16 protein-coding genes are annotated in these 21,497 nt (G+C 53.7%); 8 read left to right on the forward strand and 8 right to left on the reverse strand.

Annotation, left to right across the window (positions count from 1 at the left end; translation table 11 throughout):
• Positions 1 to 33: 33 nt before the first annotated feature.
• On the forward strand, positions 34 to 138 hold the full coding sequence (locus DYE26_RS34135; RefSeq protein ID WP_036623883.1) for a hypothetical protein: 105 nt from the start codon (positions 34 to 36) through the stop codon (positions 136 to 138).
• A gap of 231 nt (positions 139 to 369) precedes the next feature.
• On the opposite strand, the gene DYE26_RS09785 is transcribed toward DYE26_RS34135, so the two are convergent.
• Positions 370 to 1,812: a glycoside hydrolase family 1 protein gene (locus DYE26_RS09785; protein WP_036623884.1), complete on the reverse strand. Its 1,443-nt coding sequence runs from the start codon at positions 1,810 to 1,812 to the stop codon at positions 370 to 372.
• A 125-nt stretch (positions 1,813 to 1,937) separates the two neighbouring features.
• On the opposite strand from DYE26_RS09785, the gene DYE26_RS09790 reads away from it, so the two are divergent.
• Positions 1,938 to 2,906: a LacI family DNA-binding transcriptional regulator gene (locus tag DYE26_RS09790; protein WP_036623885.1), complete on the forward strand. Its 969-nt coding sequence runs from the start codon at positions 1,938 to 1,940 to the stop codon at positions 2,904 to 2,906.
• 54 nt (positions 2,907 to 2,960) lie between these two features.
• Here DYE26_RS09790 and DYE26_RS09795 read toward each other — a convergent pair whose 3' ends face one another.
• Positions 2,961 to 4,010 carry a LacI family DNA-binding transcriptional regulator gene (locus DYE26_RS09795; RefSeq protein ID WP_036623886.1) on the reverse strand — a complete coding sequence of 350 codons (1,050 nt, stop codon included), beginning with the start codon at positions 4,008 to 4,010 and terminating at the stop codon, positions 2,961 to 2,963.
• Between the two features lie 250 nt (positions 4,011 to 4,260).
• Between DYE26_RS09795 and DYE26_RS09800 the strand changes: the two genes are divergently transcribed.
• The 6 genes from DYE26_RS09800 to glpK all read left to right on the forward strand — a co-directional run bounded on the left by DYE26_RS09800 (position 4,261) and on the right by glpK (position 12,940).
• Positions 4,261 to 5,535 (forward strand): glycoside hydrolase family 140 protein, encoded by a 1,275-nt coding sequence (locus DYE26_RS09800; protein WP_036623887.1) that lies wholly within the window; start codon positions 4,261 to 4,263, stop codon positions 5,533 to 5,535.
• Between the two features lie 77 nt (positions 5,536 to 5,612).
• The gene (locus DYE26_RS09805; protein ID WP_036623888.1) at positions 5,613 to 7,484 is read left to right on the forward strand and encodes a beta-glucoside-specific PTS transporter subunit IIABC; all 1,872 of its coding nucleotides are present in this window, start codon (positions 5,613 to 5,615) and stop codon (positions 7,482 to 7,484) included.
• A 645-nt stretch (positions 7,485 to 8,129) separates the two neighbouring features.
• Entirely contained in the window at positions 8,130 to 9,593 is a 1,464-nt protein-coding gene (locus tag DYE26_RS09810) for an L-fucose/L-arabinose isomerase family protein (RefSeq protein WP_036623889.1), read from the forward strand.
• Positions 9,594 to 9,646: 53 nt separating this feature from the next.
• Positions 9,647 to 10,495 (forward strand): transketolase, encoded by an 849-nt coding sequence (locus DYE26_RS09815; protein WP_036623890.1) that lies wholly within the window; start codon positions 9,647 to 9,649, stop codon positions 10,493 to 10,495.
• Positions 10,495 to 11,433: a transketolase family protein gene (locus DYE26_RS09820; RefSeq protein ID WP_036628353.1), complete on the forward strand. Its 939-nt coding sequence runs from the start codon at positions 10,495 to 10,497 to the stop codon at positions 11,431 to 11,433. The genes DYE26_RS09815 and DYE26_RS09820 overlap by 1 nt, the downstream gene beginning before the upstream one ends.
• A gap of 10 nt (positions 11,434 to 11,443) precedes the next feature.
• Complete coding sequence (gene glpK / locus DYE26_RS09825; protein ID WP_036623891.1) at positions 11,444 to 12,940, forward strand: glycerol kinase GlpK; 1,497 nt, start codon at positions 11,444 to 11,446, stop codon at positions 12,938 to 12,940.
• 136 nt (positions 12,941 to 13,076) lie between these two features.
• Here glpK and DYE26_RS34675 read toward each other — a convergent pair whose 3' ends face one another.
• The 6 genes from DYE26_RS34675 to DYE26_RS09855 all read right to left on the reverse strand — a co-directional run bounded on the left by DYE26_RS34675 (position 13,077) and on the right by DYE26_RS09855 (position 21,485).
• A complete protein-coding gene (locus DYE26_RS34675; RefSeq protein WP_304363942.1) occupies positions 13,077 to 13,175 on the reverse strand; it encodes a DUF2262 domain-containing protein in 99 nt (32 codons plus the stop codon).
• 354 nt (positions 13,176 to 13,529) lie between these two features.
• Complete coding sequence (locus DYE26_RS09835) at positions 13,530 to 14,582, reverse strand: NADH:flavin oxidoreductase (protein ID WP_036623892.1); 1,053 nt, start codon at positions 14,580 to 14,582, stop codon at positions 13,530 to 13,532.
• Positions 14,583 to 14,911: 329 nt separating this feature from the next.
• Entirely contained in the window at positions 14,912 to 15,502 is a 591-nt protein-coding gene (locus DYE26_RS09840) for a TetR/AcrR family transcriptional regulator (RefSeq protein ID WP_036623894.1), read from the reverse strand.
• A gap of 116 nt (positions 15,503 to 15,618) precedes the next feature.
• Complete coding sequence (locus tag DYE26_RS09845) at positions 15,619 to 16,971, reverse strand: glucoamylase family protein (RefSeq protein ID WP_036623896.1); 1,353 nt, start codon at positions 16,969 to 16,971, stop codon at positions 15,619 to 15,621.
• Positions 16,972 to 17,145: 174 nt separating this feature from the next.
• Positions 17,146 to 18,111, reverse strand: a complete 966-nt coding sequence (locus tag DYE26_RS09850) for a LacI family DNA-binding transcriptional regulator (protein ID WP_036623897.1) — start codon at positions 18,109 to 18,111, stop codon at positions 17,146 to 17,148.
• 17 nt (positions 18,112 to 18,128) lie between these two features.
• Positions 18,129 to 21,485, reverse strand: a complete 3,357-nt coding sequence (locus DYE26_RS09855; protein WP_036623899.1) for a GH36-type glycosyl hydrolase domain-containing protein — start codon at positions 21,483 to 21,485, stop codon at positions 18,129 to 18,131.
• Between the last annotated feature and the right edge of the window lie 12 nt (positions 21,486 to 21,497).

Here is a 21,497-nt window from a genome sequence, read left to right on the forward strand (position 1 = left end):
GGTGTTGTAGCAAAGCAAAGGAGGTGGCGAACAATGAGCGCATTTAGCTGTGCAGGTTTCGGTGGTTTCACTAGCACTGGCGTTATTCTCGTGCTTTTCATCCTGTTGGTTATCGTTTCTAGATCCCTGTTCATCTAACCGATCAGCTGCCGGCTTGAAACCGCCTATGCATGCACTTCAAGCCGCCATGACGTTCACACCGTTCGCACGAACAACCGCAGCGTCAGCAACCGATAGACGCCGCTCCAAGCGTGGTCAACTCCTAGCTTCCGGACGGGGCGGCGGCTTTTAGAGAATCAATGGAACAAAAATAAAAACCGCCAAAACCTTGATTTCACAAGGCTTTTGGCGGTTTTTGGTTTTCCGGCTTCAACGCTTCAGGCTGCTGCCGTTGGTCGCGATGACCTCTTTGTACCAATAAAATGATTTTTTGCGATAGCGTTCAAGCGTGCCGGAGCCGTCGTCATGGCGGTCGACATAAATAAAGCCGTAACGCTTCTTGAGCTGGGCCGTCGAAGCGCTGACCAGATCGATACAGCCCCAGGTCGTATAACCCATCACTTCCACGCCATCCGCAATGGCTTCCGCCACCTGTACGAGGTGATCGTTCAAATACTGAATGCGGTAATCGTCTTCCACCGTTTTCTCTCCGGCTTCGTTCACGATCAGTTCATCGACCGCTCCCAGCCCGTTTTCCACGATAAACAGCGGTTTTTGATAACGGTCGTAGAAGGCGTTCAGGACGATGCGCAGCCCTTGAGGATCAATTTGCCAGCCCCATTCGCTGGATTTCAGATACGGATTGGGAACCCCGCCGAGGATGTTCCCTTCGCCGGCGGCGAGTTTCTCCGGATCGGCCGTCTGGCACACGCTCATATAGTAGCTGAACGAAATAAAGTCAACGGTATGCCGCAGAATTTCTTCGTCGCCGGGCTCGAATTTGATTTCGATTCCGTTCTCTCTGAAGAAACGTTTCATATATCCCGGATATACGCCGCGGGCATGCACATCGCCAAAGAAATAGTTCCGGTGTTCAAATTCCATCACTTTAACCACGTCATCCGGATTAGGCGTAAGCGGGTAGGTCGGCATGCTCAGAATCATACAGCCGATCTCGGCCTCCGGATCGATCTCGTGGCATAGTTTGACCGCGGAAGCGCTGGCCACAAGCTCGTGGTGCACGGCTTGATAAAGATCCTGTTTGCTCAGCTTGTCCTTCGGTGTGTAGATGCCCCCGCTCATAAACGGCGCCTCGAGAATCGAGTTGATTTCATTAAACGTTAGCCAGTATTTCACCTTTCCCTTGTACCGCTTAAACACCGTAGTGACATAACGCTTATAGAAATCGACCAGCATCCGGTTGACCCAGCCGTCGTATTCCTTCGACAAATGCAGAGGCGTTTCATAATGGGACAAAGTGACCAGCGGCTCAATCCCGTATTTCAGGCATTCATCAAACAGATCGTCGTAAAACTGCAGCCCTTTTTCATTTGGTTCCGCCTCGTCGCCTTTAGGGAATATCCGCGACCAGGCGATTGAGGTGCGGAACACTTTAAAGCCCATCTCCGCAAACAGCTTGATGTCTTCCTTGTAACGGTGGTAAAAATCGATGCCCACCAGCTTCATATTGTCGGGCGTCGGCGCTTCCGTTACCGGGCCAAACAGCCCTTTGGGCGTTACGTCCTGCACGGATAAACCTTTGCCGTCTTCGTTATAGGCGCCCTCCAATTGGTTGGCCGCGACGGCGCCTCCCCATAAGAACCCTTCCGGAAACCGGATTTCACTCCCGGTTTTGCTGCTGCTGTTACTCATTTGCACCACACTCCAATCATTCCATAATTTTATGTTACACTTATTGCGAGACATCCTTTATTTTTAGCCTAAATGTTGGAACGGGTTACATGTCAACTTTAACTTTTTCGGAAAGGGATATTTGCATGTCAAAGTTTGAACAGATCATGAGACTATCCGGCTATTCCCGGGCAACGGTGTCACGGGTGATCAATAATTCGCCGAATGTGAACCCGGACACGCGGGAGAAAATATTGCAAATTATGAACCAGCTCGACTACGCCCCCAACCGCAACGCCGTGGCGCTGTCGAAAGGCCGGACCCAGCAAATCGGGATCGTCATCGAGCACCTGCACGAAACTACCATTTCCTTTTTGAACCATTTTATACAAGCTGCTGTGGGTTATGGATTCCAGACCATTATCTATACTTCTCAAGGGGATAAGGCGAAAGAGCTGCAGGCGTTTGAAGATTTGCGGAGCAAACGGGTGGACGGCCTGCTGATCATGACCTGCGTGAATGACCCGGGGAAACTGTCCGCCTACTGCCGTTATGGGCCGATCATTTCCTGGCAGCGGATGCGGGCAGGCCAGATCCCTTCCGTGGCGATGGATCAGGGCGAGGGTTACCGGCTGGGGCTGGAGCACTTGCTGGCTAAAGGCTTTACGCGCATCGCCAACGCTTTCGGAAGGCCAAACAGCTTGAATACCAAAAGCCGCAGGCTGGCGTTTGAAGCCGTCATGAAGCAACGCGGCCTGCCGGTAAGACGCGATTGGTACCGTTACGAGGTCTACGGCATGCTTGACGGCGAACAAGCCTGGCGCTCGCTCGCCGCCATGAAGGAAGCGCCCGAAGCCGTCCTCTGCGCCAATGATTACGCGGCCGCAGGCATATTAAACGAGGCCCGCCGCCAACATCTGGCGATCCCCGGGGAGCTGGCCATTATCGGCTTTGACGATACCGATTTGTCCGCCTCCCTGGGCATAACCACCATTCACAATCCGATCAAGGAGCAGGCACAAAATGCCTTTTATTGGATATGGAACATCATTGGCGACGAACCCTTGGAGCCGTTATCCTTAAGCTATCGGCTGGTTGAACGCCAAACGAGTTAAAGCGGGGTAATTTGCGGTTGAGTTGTACCGGGAGAGAGAGACTTGGCGGAAAACTTACCCGCGCTCTCCCCGCACCCCGTTTTGAGCCGTACAGGACCCCCGCTCAATCACTTCCGTGTTGACCAGAATTTGTACATTTTGATCTTTCCGGCCGCCTACCTTGCGCAATAACATGTCCATTGCCGTCTTCGCCATGATGTCTTTCTTGACATGGATCGTCGTTAACTCGGGACTGATCACCTTGGCCTCGCGGATATTGTCAAACCCCATGACCGCCACCTGCTCGGGCACCTTGATGTTCAGTTCCTGGAAAGTTTTAATCGCGCTGATGGCCATGTAATCATTTTCGCAAAATATAACCGAAGGCAAATGCTTCATGTTCTCCACCGCTGTTTTAAAAGAGTCCTGCGACAGCAGCGACATCGGGTTCATCGCAAAGGTCAGATTCTCAGCGATATCCATATTCCCCTCTTGCAACGCAGCCATAAATCCTTCCTTGCGTTTGATAAAATTGAAAATCCGCACTTCCGACTCGATGTAGCCAATGCTTCGGTACCCCAAAGCGATGAGATGTTTCCCCGCCTGATAACCTCCAAGGTAGTTGTTAATGGCAACAAAACTCGCGTCGATATGCTCGAAGCAAGTGTCCAGGATGACCAGATTCGGATGGATCGATAAAACGCTTTCGATCATCTGCGCCGGCAAATTCGTGCCGAGCAGCAAAATTCCCGCGGAGGGCTGTTCATTTTCGAGCTGCTGAATCTCTTCTTTCAAGCTTTGGATCGGGATGGAAGAAATAATCAGCGTGTGGCCCTGTTCTCCGGCATAGGACGTTAAATGATGAATGAGTTCGCTGAAAAACGGCTGGGATTCGTAATGCTCGGTGACGATATCCACATTTTTGCAGGCGATAAATCGCATCACGGAGCTGTTTTTGGCCGAGACTTTATGGGTTTTAAACGTCCGCGGGGTATACCCGTTGGCCCTGGAAATTTCAAGGATATGCTGGCGCGTCGCTTCGCTGACGCCGGCTTTGTTGTTGAGAGCCAGGGAAACGGCCGCTTTGGAAACCCCCGCGAGTCTGGCGATATCATCTATTTTCATCAATACCACTCCTAATTTAAAAGACTGTGTAAATTATAACACTATTATACACAAAAGTTTACGACATAAACTTAACTAAACTTAATTTTTGTTTATAAAAAAATTATTTGACTAAATCTCCTTCCGATGCTAATATTCAAGGTGAAAGCGGATTATTTTAGTTAATTTATCATTTTATCGTTTATAGTTTATATAAAATTAAATAAACTATTGTGTTTTTTCAGAGTCAAGAAAGGGCAGGTGATCTAAGGTGAACGTATCCATCGCTAAAAACCGGAGAACCTTTACGCTAAACGAAAAGCCTTTTTTCTATTTGGCGGACACGGTATGGAGCATCTTCACCAACGCCTCTTTGGAAGAGTGGGCAGAATATTTGGATTTTCGGAAAACGCAGGGCTTCAACGCACTTCAAATCAATGTTCTGCGTCAATGGGACGCCAGCGAGTCGGATATCCGGATCGATCCGTTTTTGTTGAACGAAGACGGTTCGTACGATTACCGCAGCTTAAACGAGGCGTATTTCGACCGGGCGGAACAAATGCTGGACATGGCCGTGCAGCGCGGTTTCATTCCGGCTTTGGTGCTCCTGTGGTGCAATTATGTGCCGGACACCTGGGCGGAGATGTTCCAGAAAGGCAATAAAATGCCGCTGGACTGCGTCGAGCCATACGTCAGATATGCCGTAGAGCGCTTCTCCAAATTCAACCCGATCTACTTGATCAGCGGGGATACCGACTTTCCGAGCGAGCGGGCCAACGCGTATTATCGGAAAGCGCTTGAAGTGGTCCAAGCCGTTAATCCGGATAGCTTAAAAACGTTCCATATTCAAGGCAGGTTGAGAGATCTCCCGGAGGAGTTCGAAAATCATGACGGGCTTGACTTTTATATGTATCAATCCGGGCATAACTCGGAATTTCAATATATGGGCCATGAAATCGCCGGGCATTTTTACACGCGTCCGCGTACGCGCCCTGTCATTAACGGCGAGCCCTGCTATGAACAAATCAGCTACAGCCGCAACGTGTACGGCAGGTACTCCACGTTCGACGCCAGAAAAGCCGCATGGCAAAGCTTGCTGGCTGGCGGAGGCGCAGGAATCACCTATGGCGCGCACGGAATCTGGAGCTGGCATAAAAAAGGCAAAAAGTTCGGCATCGTTGAAGGGGAAGGATTTGACGCTCCTTACGACTGGAGGGATGCGCTGCGGTTCGAAGGCGCCTGGGATTACGGCTTTATCAAATATCTGTTCGAAAGCTATAACCTGGCAGGTCTCCCGCCGGCCGACATCGTGCTGAACGAAACTCCGGAAATACGCGCCGCCGCGAATGATGAAACCATCGTTTTGTATATTCCGGTAAACACCAAGGTCCGCTTGAACGCCGACGTCAGCGGCTACTCTTTTACAACGATCGATCTGGAAAACAAAAGATTTGCCGTCACGGAGGTTGTAGTTAGCGGCGGGAAGTCCGTCATTCCGATGCACTGTTTTGAAAAAGACGTGGTTGTCATCGGCCAACGAAAATGAAATCGCTTGCCCTTTTTTGGCCTTAAGGAAAGCGCATACAGTTTGAGTAAGCATCATTACCTCAAGGAGTGAGTAAAGTGAATTACGAAAAAACAGCAAAAGAAGTCCTCAAATCGGTGGGCGGAGCGGAAAACGTAAGCAGCGTCATTCACTGCATGACCCGTTTGCGCTTCAAACTCAAGGACAGCTCCCTCCCGGACAAGGAACAGGTCAAACGGATCGACGGGGTCATCACCGCCCTTGAAAGCGGCGGACAATTCCAGGTCGTTATCGGCAACGATGTGCCGAAAGTCTACGCCGAGTTGACGAAATTGCCGGGGATATCGGCGGAAGCCGGCCCCGTCGAAGAAGAAAAGAAAGGAAATTTATTCAGCCGTTTTGTCGATATTATCTCGGGCGTGTTCATGCCGGTGGTCGGCGTGCTGGCGGCGGTTGGTATTCTTAAAGGTCTGCTCTCCTTGTTCGTGACCTTCCATTGGTTGACCGCGGACATGGGCACCTACAAAATTTTGTACGCGACAGCCGATGCTTTGTTTTATTTCTTCCCGATCTTTCTCGGCTTCTCCGCGGGCAAGAAATTCGGCGGAAATCCTTACTTGTCAGCGTTGATCGGGGGCGCTCTCGTATACCCGACCATGGTTGCGGCATTTAATGAAGGCACGGCATTAACCTTCTTGAATATCCCGGTGGTTCTGCTCAATTACACTTCATCGGTCATTCCGATTATTATCGGGGCTTATTTGGCGGCAGTTGTCGAAAAATTTATCAACAAGTATATGCCTTCATCGATGAAAATGTTTTTTGTACCGCTGTTGACTTTAATCATCGTCACGCCGGTTGTCTTCCTTGCCGTCGGACCCGTGTCCACGTTCGTCAGCGACCAATTGGCCGCCGGCAGCTTGTGGGTTTATGGTTTGAGCCCGCTTATCGCCGGCCTCCTGCTGGCCGGATTCTGGCAATCCATCATCATCTTCGGGCTGCACTGGGCGTTTATTCCGATTCTGATCAATAATATCATGAACAAAGGATTCGACCCGATCAACGGCATGCTGTTTTGCACCATCTTCGCCCAGACGGGGGCCACATTCGCTATTGCTTTGAAAACGAAAGACAAACGCCTGAAACCAATCGCCACCTCGGCCACGATTGCCGGGTTTATGGGGATTACGGAACCGGCCATTTACGGCGTTACCCTGCCGGCGAAAAAGCCTTTTATCCTGGCTTCCATCGCCGGGGGTCTCGGCGGCGCCGTCGCGGGCATGTTTGGAACTAACAACTACTACAGTATTGCGGGAGGCGGTGTCTTTGGCATCCCGATGTTTATCGGTCCGGAAGGCGTGGACAAAGGGTTCATCGGACTCCTGATTTCAGTGGTCGTGGCTTTTGTCGGCGGTTTTATCTTAACTTATCTGTTCGGATACAAAAACGCCGCTCCGGCTCAAGCCGATAGCGGGCACCGTGCGGCGGACGCCTCTGCCCAAAAGGAGCAAGGAACGAGTGAAATGACTGTTTTCAGCCCATTGGATGGCGAGTGGATTCCGTTAAGTGAAGTGCAGGATGAAGCTTTCTCCAGCGGAGCGATGGGTAAAGGCGCGGCGATCGTTCCTACGGCAGGCGCTGCTTATGCCCCTTTCTCCGGAACCGTGCACACGGTGTTCAAAACGAAACACGCCATCGGCATGATTTCGGAAGAAGGCGCTGAAATCCTGATTCACATCGGCATTAACACCGTCAAATTAAAAGGTGAGCACTTCACTGCTATCGTCAAAGAAGGAGATACCGTCAAAAAAGGCGACAAGCTGGTCGAGTTCGATCTCGAAGCAATCCAAAGCGCCGGATACGATATGACGACATCCGTTCTCGTCTCCAACACTGCCGATTATGCGGAAATCAGCGTCAAGGAATACGGGCATGTACGCCCGGGCGATCCGCTTATTTTCATTAAATAATCAAGCTTTGGGGAAGCAAGCCGCTTGCTTCCCTTTTTATTTATGCCCGCATTTGCGGAGCCGCGGGACACCTTCAATAGCGTAAATGAGCGCCGAAAAAAATCTAACGATTGTGAGCGGCGCTAATTGGATAAAAATGAGCAAATACAAAATGTAACGGTTGCCAGCGAGCTTATTTTCCGTTTTAGCGGCAGTAATGAGGCGGTTTCGCTTAAATAAGCGCGACTGCAACCGTTAAAAGAAGAAACCACTGCTTTTTCGCTGAATAAGCCCGATGGCATCCGTTAGAGCGAAAAAACGTTCCAGATAAGTTTGATCCTTTGAGATTAGCCCGTTAGTCAAGCACCGATTTTTTGGTAAAGCCAGTAAAGCCAACTACTTTCGCAATACGACCACATCCCCCGCACGATTGAGAACGCACAACCCAACCCAGCATAACCCAACCTAATCTAAACTAAACTTAACTTTATATAATAATTTAATTTATTTAAGCTAATTTCAACTAAAACATCCATTGACTCCGCTTTCTTTCGGTGTTAACATGACGATATAGAGATTAATCATCTCTAAATATCTAATATTAGTTTAGTTTATTTTAGTATCTTTATCCCCTAGTTTATTTCACGTCGAGAGGAGATGCAGATTATGAAAAAACTGAAATTGGGCTACGCCCCTACCCGGCGCTTCGTGTTCAGCGCCGAAGATGCCTTTAAGTATAAGGTGGAAATCCGCAAACAGATCGAAAGCTTCGGCATGGACATCGATATCGTCGATCTTGAGGGACTTAATGAGGAAGGGCTGCTCTATGACGACCATATCAACGCGGAACAGATCATCAAACGCTTCAAGGATGAAGAGGTGGACGCGGTCTTTTTCCCGCACTGCAACTTCGGCACCGAGGATACCGTCGCCCGCGTCGGCAAGGCCTTAGGCAAGCCGGTTCTGCTGTGGGGTCCGCGCGACGAAGCGCCGCTGGCCGACGGCATGCGCCTGCGCGACACGCAATGCGGGATTTTCGCCACAGGGAAAGTGCTTCGCCGCTTCAACGTCCCGTTTACGTATGTCACCAACAGTTGGGTGACGGACCCCGTGTTCGAACGCGGCTTCACCAACTTTATCGCCGCCGCCAATGTGGTGCGCCAGTTTAAAAGCCTGCGCATTTTGCAAATCGGTCCCCGCCCCTCTTCTTTCTGGACGATGATCTGCAACGAGGGAGAATTGCTGGAAAAATTCGGCATTGAAATCCATCCGATCACCCTGGTCGATATTCAGCTTCGCAGCAAAAAAATCGCCGCCGGAAACAGCGCGGAACTGCAGGAAACGATCGATTACATCAAAGAGAAGCTGGACTACAGCGAAGTGACCGAGGACGATATTCGCCGGATCGCCGCCCTTAAAGTCGCCATGAAATCGTTCGCCCGGGAAACCGGCAGCAGCGCGATCGCCATTCAATGCTGGTCTTCGCTGCAGGACGCGATGGGGATCATGCCCTGCCTGGCCAACGCCATCTTGACCGACGAACAGATCCCGGTGACCTGCGAAACGGATATTCACGGAGCGATCACTTCGGTCATGGTGCAGGCGGCGGCGATGAACACGGCCCCCACCTTCTTTGCCGACATTACGGTGCGCCATCCCGAGAACGAAAACGGCGAGCTGCTGTTCCACTGCGGCAACTTCCCGGTATCGCTGTCCGTGGAGGACAAACCGAAGCTGAGAAAGCACTTTTTGTTCGACGACCATTCGCCGGGAACGCACGAAGGCGAAATTCGCGGCGGCGGAATGACGATCGCGCGCTTCGACGGGGATCACGGCGAGTATTCCATTTTCCTCGGCAAAGCTCGCGGCATCTCCGGTCCTTACACCCGCGGCTCCTATGTATGGGTTGAAGTCAACGACTGGCCGCTGTGGGAAGAAAAGCTGGTCAAAGGACCGTATGTGCATCATTCCGTCGGCATCCATGCGAACGTCATCCCGGCCATTTATGAAGCATGCAATTACATTCCCGGTTTGACGGCCGATCCCGTAGACCCTACGGAACAAGAAATTCAGCGTTGGCTCCGCGGGTCCGACCTGGCGCAAAAGAAGTCTGCCGGCATTCCCAATTGAGATGATGTACGACAGCACCGGACAATCCATTTCAAGGAGGACATAAGGAAACCATGAACATTCAAGAACTGAAAATCAAAGCCGCGCAAATCCGGATGGACCTTCTGACCATTATTCACCGGGCCAAAACCGGCCACACCGGCGGGTCGCTCAGCAACACCGACATTTTGACGGCCCTTTATTATGAAATTATGAACATCGATCCAGCGAATCCGAAATGGGATGAACGCGACCGTTTTATCGCCAGCAAAGGCCATTCCGTCGAATCGCTCTGGTGCATTTTGGCCGATCTCGGCTTTTTCCCGAAAGAGGAGCTTCTAACTTACAGCCAATTCGGCACGCGCCTGATCGGCCATCCCAACAATAAGGTACCGGGCATCGAAATGAACACCGGCGCTTTGGGCCACGGCCTGCCGATTTCGGTCGGCATGGCGCTCGCCGCCAAACGGGACGGACGCTCCTATCGCGTCTTCTGTCTGATGGGCGACGGCGAACAGGCCGAAGGGTCGAACTGGGAAGCGGCCATGGCCGGGGCCCATTACAAGCTGGATAACCTGGTCGGAATCATCGACCGCAACCGGCTGCAGATCAGCGGTCCCACCGAGGACGTCATGGGGCTTGAGCCTTTGGAAGAAAAATGGGCCGCCTTTGGCTGGCACGTCGTTTCCATCGACGGCAACGATATGGACGAACTCGTTCGCACGCTGCGTTCCATTCCCGAAGCCACGGGCAAGCCAACCCTCGTCATGGCCAATACGGTTAAGGGCAAAGGCGTTTCCTTTGCGGAAAATGTGCCGGCATGGCACCACCATGTGCCCAACGACGAACAGCTTCGCTTGGCTCACGCCGAACTGCAGGCCTACATCGAAGAATTAACGCAGAAAGGAACGGTGCATGAATGATGAACACAATTCCGAATCGTCAAGTAATTTGCGAGACGCTGCTGGAACTGGCCAAGGAAGACCGCGATATTATGGTACTGGCGAGCGATTCCCGCGGCTCGGCGGCGATGGCCCCTTTTGCCGGCACCTACCCCGAGCAGTTCGTCGAGGTCGGCATCGCCGAGCAAAATATCGTCGGCATGGCGGCCGGCCTGGCCCACAGCGGCAAAAAGCCGTTCGTCACTTCGCCGGCCTGCTTCCTCAGCATGAGAAGCATTGAACAAATCAAGGTCGACGTCGCCTACTCCCGCACCAACGTCAAGCTGATCGGAATCAGCGGCGGCATAAGCTACGGCGCGCTGGGCATGTCCCACCACTCCGTACAGGACATCGCCGTCGCCCGGGCCATTCCGGGCCTGGCCATCGTGCTTCCCGCCGACCGCCACGAAACGAAAAAACTGACCGAAGCGTTGGTGAAATACGATGGCGGCGTGTACGTCCGCATCGGCCGCAACCCGGTCGAGGATGTATATGAGTCCGGCGACTATCCGTTTGAAATCGGTAAGGCCGTAACGATGAAAGACGGCAAGGACGTCACGATCATCGCCGCCGGCGAAACGGTGCGCGTCGCCTTGGACGCCGCCGCAGCGCTGGCTGCGGAAGGTGTCTCCTGCCGGGTGCTCAATATGCACACCATTAAACCGTTGGATGAAGCAGCGATTATCGCGGCGGCAAAAGAAACGGGAGCCATCATCACGGTGGAAGAGCACAGCATTTACGGCGGACTTGGCGCGGCCGTCGCGGAAGTTGTCGTTCAGAACCATCCCGTTCCGATGAAGGTGCTCGGCATCCCGGACGAACCGGCCATTGCCGGCAAGACGGCCGAAGTGTTCCGGCATTACGGCATCACCGGGGACAACATTAAGCAGGTTGCGCTTGATTTGATTAGCAAAAGATAAGGTGAGGCCGATGGAAGCAAAGCAAAAATATATTTTGGCGGTGGACCAAAGCACCTCGGGCACCAAAGCTTTGTTGGTCGACCGTCAGGGGAAAGTGACCGCCCGCTCCTCTTTGGAGCACAAACAAATCTATCCCCGCCCCGGGTGGGTGGAACATGATCCGCTCGAAATCTACGACAACGTAAAAAGCTGTATTCGCGAGGTTCTGCGGCAGGCCGATGTCTCCGCCGCGGAACTCGCGGCTTTAACCGTTACGAATCAGCGCGAAACCGCCGTGATGTGGGATAAGGCCACTGGGCGTCCGGTATACAACGCCATCGTCTGGCAGTGCCAAAGAACGGCCGAAACTTGCGAGCGGCTGAAGGACGAAGGCCATGAAGAGCGGGTCCGCTCCAAAACCGGACTCCTGCTGGATCCTTATTTCTCCGCGGCCAAATTTAAATGGATGCTCGACCATGCGGAGGAAGCCCCCCGCTTATTGCAGGAAGGCAGGCTGCTTGCGGGCACTATGGACAGCTGGCTGGTATGGAAGCTGACCGGCGGCAAGGTGCACGCTACTGATTACACCAACGCCAGCCGCACCTCCCTGTTTAATATTCACACTCTGCAATGGGATGAGGAAATGGCCGATCTGTTCGGAGTCCCCATCTCCCTGCTTCCCGAGGTGAAAGCCTCGGATGATATCGTCGGTTACACCGGCGATGACAGCCTCTTATCCTCCCCCGTTCCCATCGCCGGCATCATCGGCGACTCCCAAGGCGCGTTGTTCGGCCATTTGTGCTTCGCACCGGGAACGGCAAAAGCGACGTACGGCACGGGAACCTCGGTCCTGATGAACGTGGGGAATGAACCTGTTGACGGCGGCGCGGGGCTCGTAACCGCCATAGCCTGGGGCGCTGGCGGAAAGGTTACGTATGCTCTGGAAGCGGTTATTCGTTCGTCCGGAGACAGTATAAAATGGACTCGGGACAATCTGGGTTTGTTTTCGACCTTTGAGGAATTGCAACAATCGATTGACGGGCTTTCCTCCAATGAAGGCGTTTACTTGATCCCGGCTTTCGTCGGGATGGGCGTCCCCTACTGGGACCCTAACGCACGGGCGGCCATTGTCGGCATGAACCGGGGAACGGGCAAAGCCCATATCCTGCGCGCTGCGCTGGAAAGCATCGCATACCAGGTGCGCGACGCCGTGGAATTTATGGAACAGCGATCCGCGATGCCGCTGCGCGGGCTGCGCACGGACGGCGGCGCATCGTCCAACCCTTGGCTGATGCAATTTCAAGCCGACATTCTCGGGCAGGCAGTGACGCGTTCCACTTGTCCCGAACTTTCGGCCATGGGCTCCGTTTATCTCGGCGGCATGGCGACCGGTTTTTGGAGCGGTTTGGACCAAATAAGCGCCGACGCGGATCTTTACGAGACATTTCAGCCCGTCATGAGCGAGCAACTTCGGGAAAGCAATTATTCCGGCTGGAAAAATGCCGTTCGCTCCGTTATAAGACAGTAACGCCCCAGTCCATCCGCTTTCTTATTACGCAAACAAGACCGTTGACATGGCCCCCCGGATCATTGTCAGCGGTCTTTAGATTTATTAAAGCTGGCCGGGCTGTATTTTCACGGCGATGACCGGTTGGGATGCGGAATTACCCGGCTATTTCAGCCGGCTCGAACGTGCCGTCGCAATGACCCCGCACTATGATCGAATGTCCCCAAAACATATCGCCGTCATTAAAGTAGAGCAACTCCAGCGACTAAATAAGGGCATAAAGTGTCTTTATTTCGGCGATCCCCGGCCATTTGAGAGAAATAGCGGCGATTTATGGCGCTATTTTCTTAGGATCGTCAGGAAATGCCCGCTTTCTGATCGCTCACCCGGAATAGGTACATAAAATGCCGTTAATGGGAATGAACCAGCCAGGCCAACGGATAATAAGTACAAAAAGTGCCGCTATTCAAAAGTCCGGGGGAGCGGTTGACCCAGCAGCCGACTGTTAAGCGCCGATTTGTAGATTGAGCCATGTTTCAGATGTAACAAGAAACCCTAACGCACTCGTTAGGGTCAACTTTTGATATGGAGATGAAATATTCGCTGGAGCTTAATACAGTGTTTGCTCGGCCTCGGGGGTAAAGAGGATCAATTCGTCGAACCGGCCGTCGCGAATCTTGCTTGCCCAAGCGGGATCGGCCAACAAAGCCCGGCCTACGGCCACCAGATCGAATTCTCCACGTTCCAGCCTTGCGATCAACGCGCCGATGGCTTCAGCTCCCGCATCCTTTCCGTCCGGCTTTGCAAAGCCGCCGTCCAGGCCAACCGATCCGACCGTAATCGTCGGCTTCCCCGTCAGCTTTTTGACCCATCCGGCCAAATTCAGCTCGGAGCCCGCAAACTCGGGTTCCCAGAAACGGCGTGTAGATAGATGAAACATATCAACCCCGGCCTCGGCCAAGGGCGCCAATATTTGTTCCAGCATTTCCGGCGTTTCAGCCAGTCTCGCCGTGTAGTCGCTCATCTTCCATTGCGAGAAGCGCAGCCCGATCGGAAAATCCGGGCCGACAGCGCGGCGGCTGGCTTCGATGACTTCCACCGCAAACCGGGTGCGCCCGGCGATGTCGCCGCCGTAACGGTCGTTGCGCGGGTTGGTCTTTTCCCAGAAAAATTGATCGATCAAAAATCCGTGCGCGCCGTGGAGCTCGATGCCGTCGAAGCCGATCCGCTTGGCTGCGGAGGCCGCCCGTGCGAATGCCTGAACGATATCGGCGAGCTCCGCTTCCGAATAATCCCCGACATGGCCCCGCTCTCCTATATGGGCAAGCTGCGGGATGATCCGTCCGCCCGCCTCATGCACCGCGGCCGCTGCGTTAGCCCAGCCGGCTAATGCGGCTTCGCCGAAAAACCGCGGTATGTTCTCCATATGGGACGTATCCGGATGATCGATCAGCGTACCTCCGGTTACGATCAGTCCGACGCCGTTTTCCGCCCGGCGGCGGTAGTAAGCGGCCATATCCGGACCGGGCACGCCGCCCGGTGCAAATTGCCGGGTCATCGGCGCCATTACAATACGGTTAGGCAGCGTCATATTCCCGATGGTGAACGGTTGAAACAAAGCTTGGGTGGATTGGGTGGATTGGGTGGATTGAGAATAAGTCATAAAAAACCTCCAAATCAATTTTTATGGTTGTTTCTTCTTGGCCCGATTTTCTTGACTCCCCGGTCAAGAAAATCACAAAAAAATATGCTTTTCCGCACCAGCGCTAAGCATCACCACCTTTACCTTGCTTTTAGACCGCCACATACTTGACCGCGCAGTCAATAAAAACACAAAAAAATTAGACACCCCGATCTTGCAGTTCCGACGAAGAGCTTAAGCGGATTTGGCACGCTAACTACCTATGTCGCAGAGTGAAGGTCCGGCAACTTCAACCATTCACTCCACAAATCAGCATTCTGGGGCATTCTTGGCCTGACCCCTCCAGTCCATCAAGCATTCTCCGATGCCAGCAGGGCAATAGTCGAACGCAGCACCGCATCGATCCGCTCCCGGGAAGCGCCCGACTTCTCCATGACCTTCGCGCCGTTAAGCATGTTATTCAATAAAGCGGCAAGTTCCTTGCTGGTCTGGCGCGTCGTAATCATCTGCCGCTCCTGGCCGCTGCGGATGACCCTCTCAAAGATGCGTTCGACTTGTTCGGACATCAACTCAGCCTCGCGGTTAACCTCCAGATCGTCGGCTCCAAATTCCAACACGGTATTGACCATAAAACATCCCCGGCGCATGGCCTCTTCATGCGGATAAAGCGCAGCTTCGCAGATGGATTCCAGTTTTCGCAAAGGAGGCATCTCCTCGGAGGCCAGCTCTTCCAGGATGGCTACGCTCCGTTCGCGATACAAGGCCAGCGCTTTTAAAAACAAGTCGCGTTTGTCCTTGAATACGCAATATAAACTTTGCTTCTTCACTTGCGTCGTACGCGTCAAATCTTCGTAGGAAGTCGACTTGAAGCCTTTCGCCCAGAAAACTTCCATAGACTGGCACAGCGCACGATCGACATCAAATTCCCTTGGTCTGCTCATGAATGCATCATATCAGTTCTTGACCGCCAAGTCAACAAATATTGGCGGGGACCAATCGCGTATCATTTAGAGTCCTTATAGAATGGCACCGAATCGTAATGATTCGGTGCCATTTTTTATTGAATGGAGAATACTTCTCTTTCCAACAATGCCTCCGGTTTTTGGCCGATCGGATCACTGTGGAAATAATTGCGAATGACGCCATCTTTGACATAGTTGGCAATGGACACCATAATCATCCCTTGATCAAGTGCCAGATAGGCTTTAGCAAGTTCTCCTGTTTCTACATTCACAGAATCATAGAACCCGTATTTGCCGTACATATTCAACTTTTTGAAAGTTTTGATGTTTTCCCGCACAGCATCGGGCGCATACTCCAGAGCAAGAAATGCAGCATGCGCAGTTACGGTCGCTCCGTCTTTATAGCCTGATGTACCCAGCGGTGTTGCCGCAAACTCACTGTATCCGGTCGGCGTTGCAGAGGGAGAGAACCCCCACGCAGGATAGCCTTTTTCCTTGGCATAGGCGATTTGCAGCTCTACATGACGTTTATTGTTTAATCCCAATGCTTTTGTGCCAAGCTCTTTTTCTTTCAATACGATTCCGGGCATAAGCCCTTCAAACATGCTTCCTCCCCAACTTGGCACAAACTTTACGCCATTGTATTCATAGTGCCCCTCGAAAACGGTCACTCCATCATACTGCGCGTTTTGTCCTTGCGGAATCTGAGCTTGCCAATCCCATTCTTTCGGCAATGTACGATACATTTTCCACCAATGATCCTTAGGTACGTCGCCTTTTCCGATGGCAATATAGCTGGCCACGCGCGGTTCCGTGTAAAACATTCCGTAATGATGATCGGTCAGTTTGCCTTGAGCGACATCATAGCCGCCGCGGAATTGGCCGACTTCCGGATCATATAACGGTGCATAATTCATGTTCTCAACCAGCTTGCTTGTTTGCCCTCGCAGCTCTTCATACGCTTGCCCGGCGACAATTAAACCTGCGGAAAGCCAGCCGTTATCCACCTGAGAGATAAATTGCCCCCAATCTTTCTTAATGGAACCGTCATCCGTGTTATACCAGTTGTAGAACAAGCCGTTCCATTTTTCCAGCTTTTCGAGCGTATTTAAAGTGGTTTGAATGCGCTTAACCGCTTCTTTTTTTGAAATAATGCCCAATTCATGCGCTGAAACCGTACTCATCATATACATGCCGATATTTGTCGGCGAGGTATGCTTTGCTTCTTTGATTCCGTCTTCCGTAACGCGCACCTCATCATAAGTCATTCCCGTTTTCGGATCCGTATGGTCCTGAAAATACTTATAAGTCTTCATTGCAATCGCTTTCAATTCTGCGCGAAAAGCAGTTTGATTTCCGCCATTACTGGCTGAGGCCAGCGGAGTTACCATCAGATTTGCTAAAAGGCCAACGATCAACATGAAACTAATGAGTCTTCCTTTTTTCATTCATGTGCTCCTCTCGAATTTTATTTTATCGAAACGTTTCACTAATTATAATATCATAAAGATCTAAATTACACGGACAAATCTTCAATTTCTACATAAAAAAACGCCAAGCGGTCATACGAGAACAGGCCTCCTTGGAAACCGCTTGGCGTATATAGGCGTTGACGCGCCGGCTTATGCTTTTCCCACCGAATCGCCGTTGACCAGCGTCACGTATATTCGTTCGTGCTCGACCGGTTCGCCGGCCAGCACCTTCAGCAACTGCTCGGAGGCCAGCGCCCCCCACTTGCGTTTGGAGTAATCGATCGTCGCCAGCCGCGGCACCGTGTATTCGGACAATTCGATGTTATCGAAGCCGATCACGTGAATGTCCCTGCCGATCACATAGTCGGTATGCTTCACCGCATCGTAGAGCCCGATCGCCATCTCATCGTTCAAGCAAAAGACGGCCACGGGAGAAGTGTATTCCCGAAGGATCCGCTTGGCGGCCCGTTCCCCGTCGGCTTTGTTGAAATTCCCTTCGATTTCAACCAGCTCCACTCCGTCGAAACGGTCCGCCGTCTGCTTCACCGCCTTCAGCCGCTGCTTCGAATCGTACGAGCCCTTCGGGCCCGTCACGACGTAGAGCTTGCGGTGACCCTGCTCGATCAGGTGCTCGACGGCCAAAGCGGCGCCCGCCTTGTTGTCCAGCAGCACTTGATTGATGTTCGGGTGATCCAGCTCGCGGTCGAGCACCACGATTTTATGCCCGAGATCGGCGTATTTAAGCAGCTCCTCGCTGGAAAACGTCTCATCCAAAATGATCGCCCCGTCGACCATGCGCTCCGGTAGCAGACGATGGGACTGCTTGCCGCTGCACACGACCATGTCGTATTCCTTCCGGCTCAGCACCTCTTTGACGCCGTGCAGCAGGTCGCCATAAAACGCGCCGCTGAAGTCGGTTAAATATACGCCGATAATTTTGGACTCCCGGGTTTTTAAGGATCGCGCGGCAGCATTGGGCACATAATTCAATTGTTCGGCGACGGCGAGGATTTTCGCGCTCGTCTCGTTCGTGACTTTCGGGCTGCCGTTTAAGGCGAGGGATACCGTGGAGATGGAAAATCCGGCCTGTTTGGCAATGTCCTTAATGCTAACCACAAAATTTCTCCCCTCAATTACATAAAGATTTCAACGACGTTATGATCCTTGGTCCCCGCCGACGCAAAATCCTGCCGGCTGAGGCGAACCCCGCCGCTGCGGTAATATCCGGGGTTCTCCCGGACGGGAACGTCCCGGCCGTTGATCCGCACCCGGCGTCCCTGGCCGTCCATGCGGTAAACGAAGCATGTCGGGACGCCCATCCAGACGAAGTCGAACCGCAGCCCGTCGAGATGCGGCGGGAGCACGGGATCGATGACGAGATCTTCCCCATGGCGGCGGAGGCCTAAACAGTTGGAAATCAGCTGATTCATGTAGATCCCCGGGCCGCTGGAGTAAATCCGCCAGCCGCCTTTCACCGGCACGGCGCCGCGCCGCAGCTCGTCAAACCGCTCGTCCGCTTCGTAACGGGTGGCGAATTTGCCGTCCGAGCTGCTGAAGTACGTATTGCTTTGCCGCAGTTCGGCGTTCGGCACGGCCTCCTGCAGGCCGACCGGATTGATCATGTGCAATCCTTTCCAGGCTTCCTCGGCTTTCCCCAACTTGACCATCGCTTCGATGAAGCGGATATGGGCGTGCACGTACTGCAGCCCGATCTCCCGTCCGAAGTTGGCAGCCTGTTCCGCTCGCTTGAAATGCGCGCTGACGCCGCCCCGGTAGTTCGCCGGCCGGTCCATCAGGCGCACCCCGTCCGGATAATACAGCTTTTCCTTGATCAGAGCGTAGTGCGCTTCCGCCTGCTCGGCGGTCAACAACTCGGCGATCATACTGCGCGTCATCGGCAGCAGGCGGTAGCGGATGCCCGTTTTCGTATCCGCCGGATGCAGCATCAGTTCGGCTTGCCCCGGCTCTTCCATGTACACGAAACCCGGAATCACTTCGCTGCCCAGCATGTATTTGTTAAAATCGCGTTTGATGCCCGCCGCCAGGTCCGCAAGCTCGTCGGCCCAAGCCTGCTCCTCAGCCGGCAGCGCCTCCGCCAGCCCGCGGAACGTTTGGTACGTCAGCGCCACCGTCCAGCTGCTGATCATATACCGTTTGAGCTGGGCGTTGGCCGGTTGAAGCGTATCGTCCCAGTCGCCGTCCCCGTAGGACGACAAAAACGTGTCGTGCAGGAAGCGGCTGCGGATGAAGCCGATCTCCTTCTTCGCATGTTCGCGGATCGTCGCTGTTTCCGCAGAAGGCTCGAAGCCTTCCTTTAACGTATACGGAACTTCTTCATTGAGAATCCCGTAATCCCCGGTGGCCGCCAAATAATCGCCCAGCACTTTCAGCGGCCATACGATGATGTCGCCGTGGCTTTCCTCCTGCTGGATCCGGAAATAACCGTCGAACATGAACCATTGCGGCCAATTGCCGTCCTCCTCGTATTGGTGCGCATACACCGTTTTGAGGATGTCCTTGACCACCCCGTATTTTTGCGTGGCCAAAAAGTATTCCGCCGGTCCCTGGCAAACGTCGCGCGTTCCCCAGGCCGCCCCGCCGTACTGCTCCAGCCCGTGGGGCACGGAGAAGTGCACCAGCATGTTATGCGTGTACCACCAGGCGAGCGCGTTCAGCTTTTGCAGTTCCTCCGCGGCTTCGCCTTCCGCCGTCAAACGGAACCCGTTCATGACCCGGCCCAGAAAATCGCGGTAACGCGCGATCTCTTCCCGCTCCCCGCGGCCGGACAGCGGCGGTTCGCCGCCGTTCAGCAGCCCTTGCACGGTCAGCGTCCATTCCGCGCTTGGCTCCGTTTCCAGCACCACCAGCGAGGAACTGCCCGGCTCCGCGCCGGGAGCCAGCTTGCTTTCATCAAATACTTGGAAGTCCGTGCCCGCAACGTGCATCCGGTAGGCCAAATCCGGATAAACCGCAGCGGAAATGGCCGCGCGGTCGGCCCGGAACGTCAGCGTTCCTTCCCCTTGCTCCATCCGGTACGGCAGCAAGAATTCATGATCGTTCATGACGATCTGGTTCGTCACCAAATACCGGTAGGCCCGTCCCTTGGCGGAAGCGACGCGCAGCGTCAATTCCGGCGCTTCCGCCGCCGTATGGTTCGTCACGATGATCGTGTCGTCCGGCGTTTTATACGTCCAGCGCGCATAGTTGAAGCCCATCTCGAACATCGAAGGCATCGTCAGCAGCCGGTAAACCCCGTCCATTTCCACGTAGATCCGCTGCCCCGACGCCTTGGAAACGTTCAGCGCGTTCCGGACGTTCGAAACCAGTTTGTGGAACGATGTATTGCCGACCGCGATTTGTGAATTAAAAACGCCGTACATATAGGAGGTCGTCGTGATGACGTCCGCGTTCATCCGGTCATTGCCGCCGGACATCAGGATGATGCCGTGCGGGCGCTCCACCCGAAGCTCTTTTTCCTTCAGTACGACATGCTCATGCGTATCCGTGAAAAAAGACAGCAGCGTCCCGTTCTCGCGCTCCTCATGATGCCGGTGCGGGAACAATGTTTCGAGTTCGGCTTCATCCATCGGCTCGGTACCGAGCGGCTCGCCGATCGCCGCAGCCCGCGATGCCGGCACCGCCGCAGCGGCGGCATTCGCCGCCGAAACCGCGGCCGCTTTGGATTCAACATTGCGCCAAGCATCCTCTATCAGCTCTTCGTGCTCCAGCGCCTCGATTGCCGCGGGATGGTCTTCCTGAATCAATCCGTAAAACACGAACCGCGCCTCTCCGGACAAGATTTGCCGTTTCGACTGCAGGGCCGTGTACGCAAACTCGTATTGATAGATATCGCCCGCCAGGTCCGGCCGGGCCAGCGCTTCAGGCCGGTCGGTTTCCTTGTACGATAGCCCGAAAAACTGAAATCCGTCGGTCGAAAACCCGATGGCCCCCGTCAGCGAACCTTGCTGCAAATACGGGAATTTCCCCCGTTGCGGCTGGTTTTGCCGGGAACAGACAACCATTCCCCAGCGCGCGTGCCGGAAGACGGCGTGGTCGATGTATTGCGATAAGTACGCTTCATTGCTGCGCACGGCCCCTTGTTCGGCGATGCCGACATCCTGGCCGTATACGACATCGATCTCGTACGGGGTTTGCCCCGCCAGCCGGACGTCCCAAAACCAAACGCCCCGCGGGTCCAGCGTCAAAACGACCCGGCAGCGGATGCCCGCGGCCTCGCCGTCCCAAACAGCCGCCTCCGCGCCGCTTTTCACCCGGCCGTTCGAGCGGACGCCGAGCAGGGGAAGCGCTTGGATGCCTTCCGGCCGGTGCAGCCGCAAATAAAGATTGTTCAGCGAGCCTTCCACCGGACCGGACAACAGCTGGTTGATCATCGTTTCCCGGTATTTCATTTCGTACATATCGCCGCTATTCCATAACGCAAAGGCCAAATCCCCCGCTTGAAGGACCGTTTTCGCCTCCATTTCCGCCATAATCCCCACTCC

Source organism: Paenibacillus macerans (assembly GCF_900454495.1).
Classification (GTDB): Bacteria; Bacillota; Bacilli; order Paenibacillales; family Paenibacillaceae; genus Fontibacillus; species Fontibacillus macerans.

Bases quoted from the DNA above. Each gene is read 5' to 3' on its own strand.
- DYE26_RS09785 (WP_036623884.1), bottom strand. From the start codon at position 1,812: ATGAGTAACAGCAGCAGCAAAACCGGGAGTGAAATCCGGTTTCCGGAA.
- DYE26_RS09835 (WP_036623892.1), bottom strand. From the start codon at position 14,582: ATGACTTATTCTCAATCCACCCAATCCACCCAATCCACCCAAGCTTTG.
- DYE26_RS09845 (WP_036623896.1), bottom strand. From the start codon at position 16,971: ATGAAAAAAGGAAGACTCATTAGTTTCATGTTGATCGTTGGCCTTTTA.
- DYE26_RS09840 (WP_036623894.1), bottom strand. From the start codon at position 15,502: ATGAGCAGACCAAGGGAATTTGATGTCGATCGTGCGCTGTGCCAGTCT.
- DYE26_RS09795 (WP_036623886.1), bottom strand. From the start codon at position 4,010: ATGAAAATAGATGATATCGCCAGACTCGCGGGGGTTTCCAAAGCGGCC.
- DYE26_RS09815 (WP_036623890.1), top strand. From the start codon at position 9,647: ATGAACATTCAAGAACTGAAAATCAAAGCCGCGCAAATCCGGATGGAC.
- DYE26_RS09790 (WP_036623885.1), top strand. From the start codon at position 1,938: ATGTCAAAGTTTGAACAGATCATGAGACTATCCGGCTATTCCCGGGCA.
- DYE26_RS09855 (WP_036623899.1), bottom strand. From the start codon at position 21,485: ATGGCGGAAATGGAGGCGAAAACGGTCCTTCAAGCGGGGGATTTGGCC.
- DYE26_RS34135 (WP_036623883.1), top strand. From the start codon at position 34: ATGAGCGCATTTAGCTGTGCAGGTTTCGGTGGTTTCACTAGCACTGGC.
- DYE26_RS09820 (WP_036628353.1), top strand. From the start codon at position 10,495: ATGAACACAATTCCGAATCGTCAAGTAATTTGCGAGACGCTGCTGGAA.
- DYE26_RS09810 (WP_036623889.1), top strand. From the start codon at position 8,130: ATGAAAAAACTGAAATTGGGCTACGCCCCTACCCGGCGCTTCGTGTTC.
- glpK (WP_036623891.1), top strand. From the start codon at position 11,444: ATGGAAGCAAAGCAAAAATATATTTTGGCGGTGGACCAAAGCACCTCG.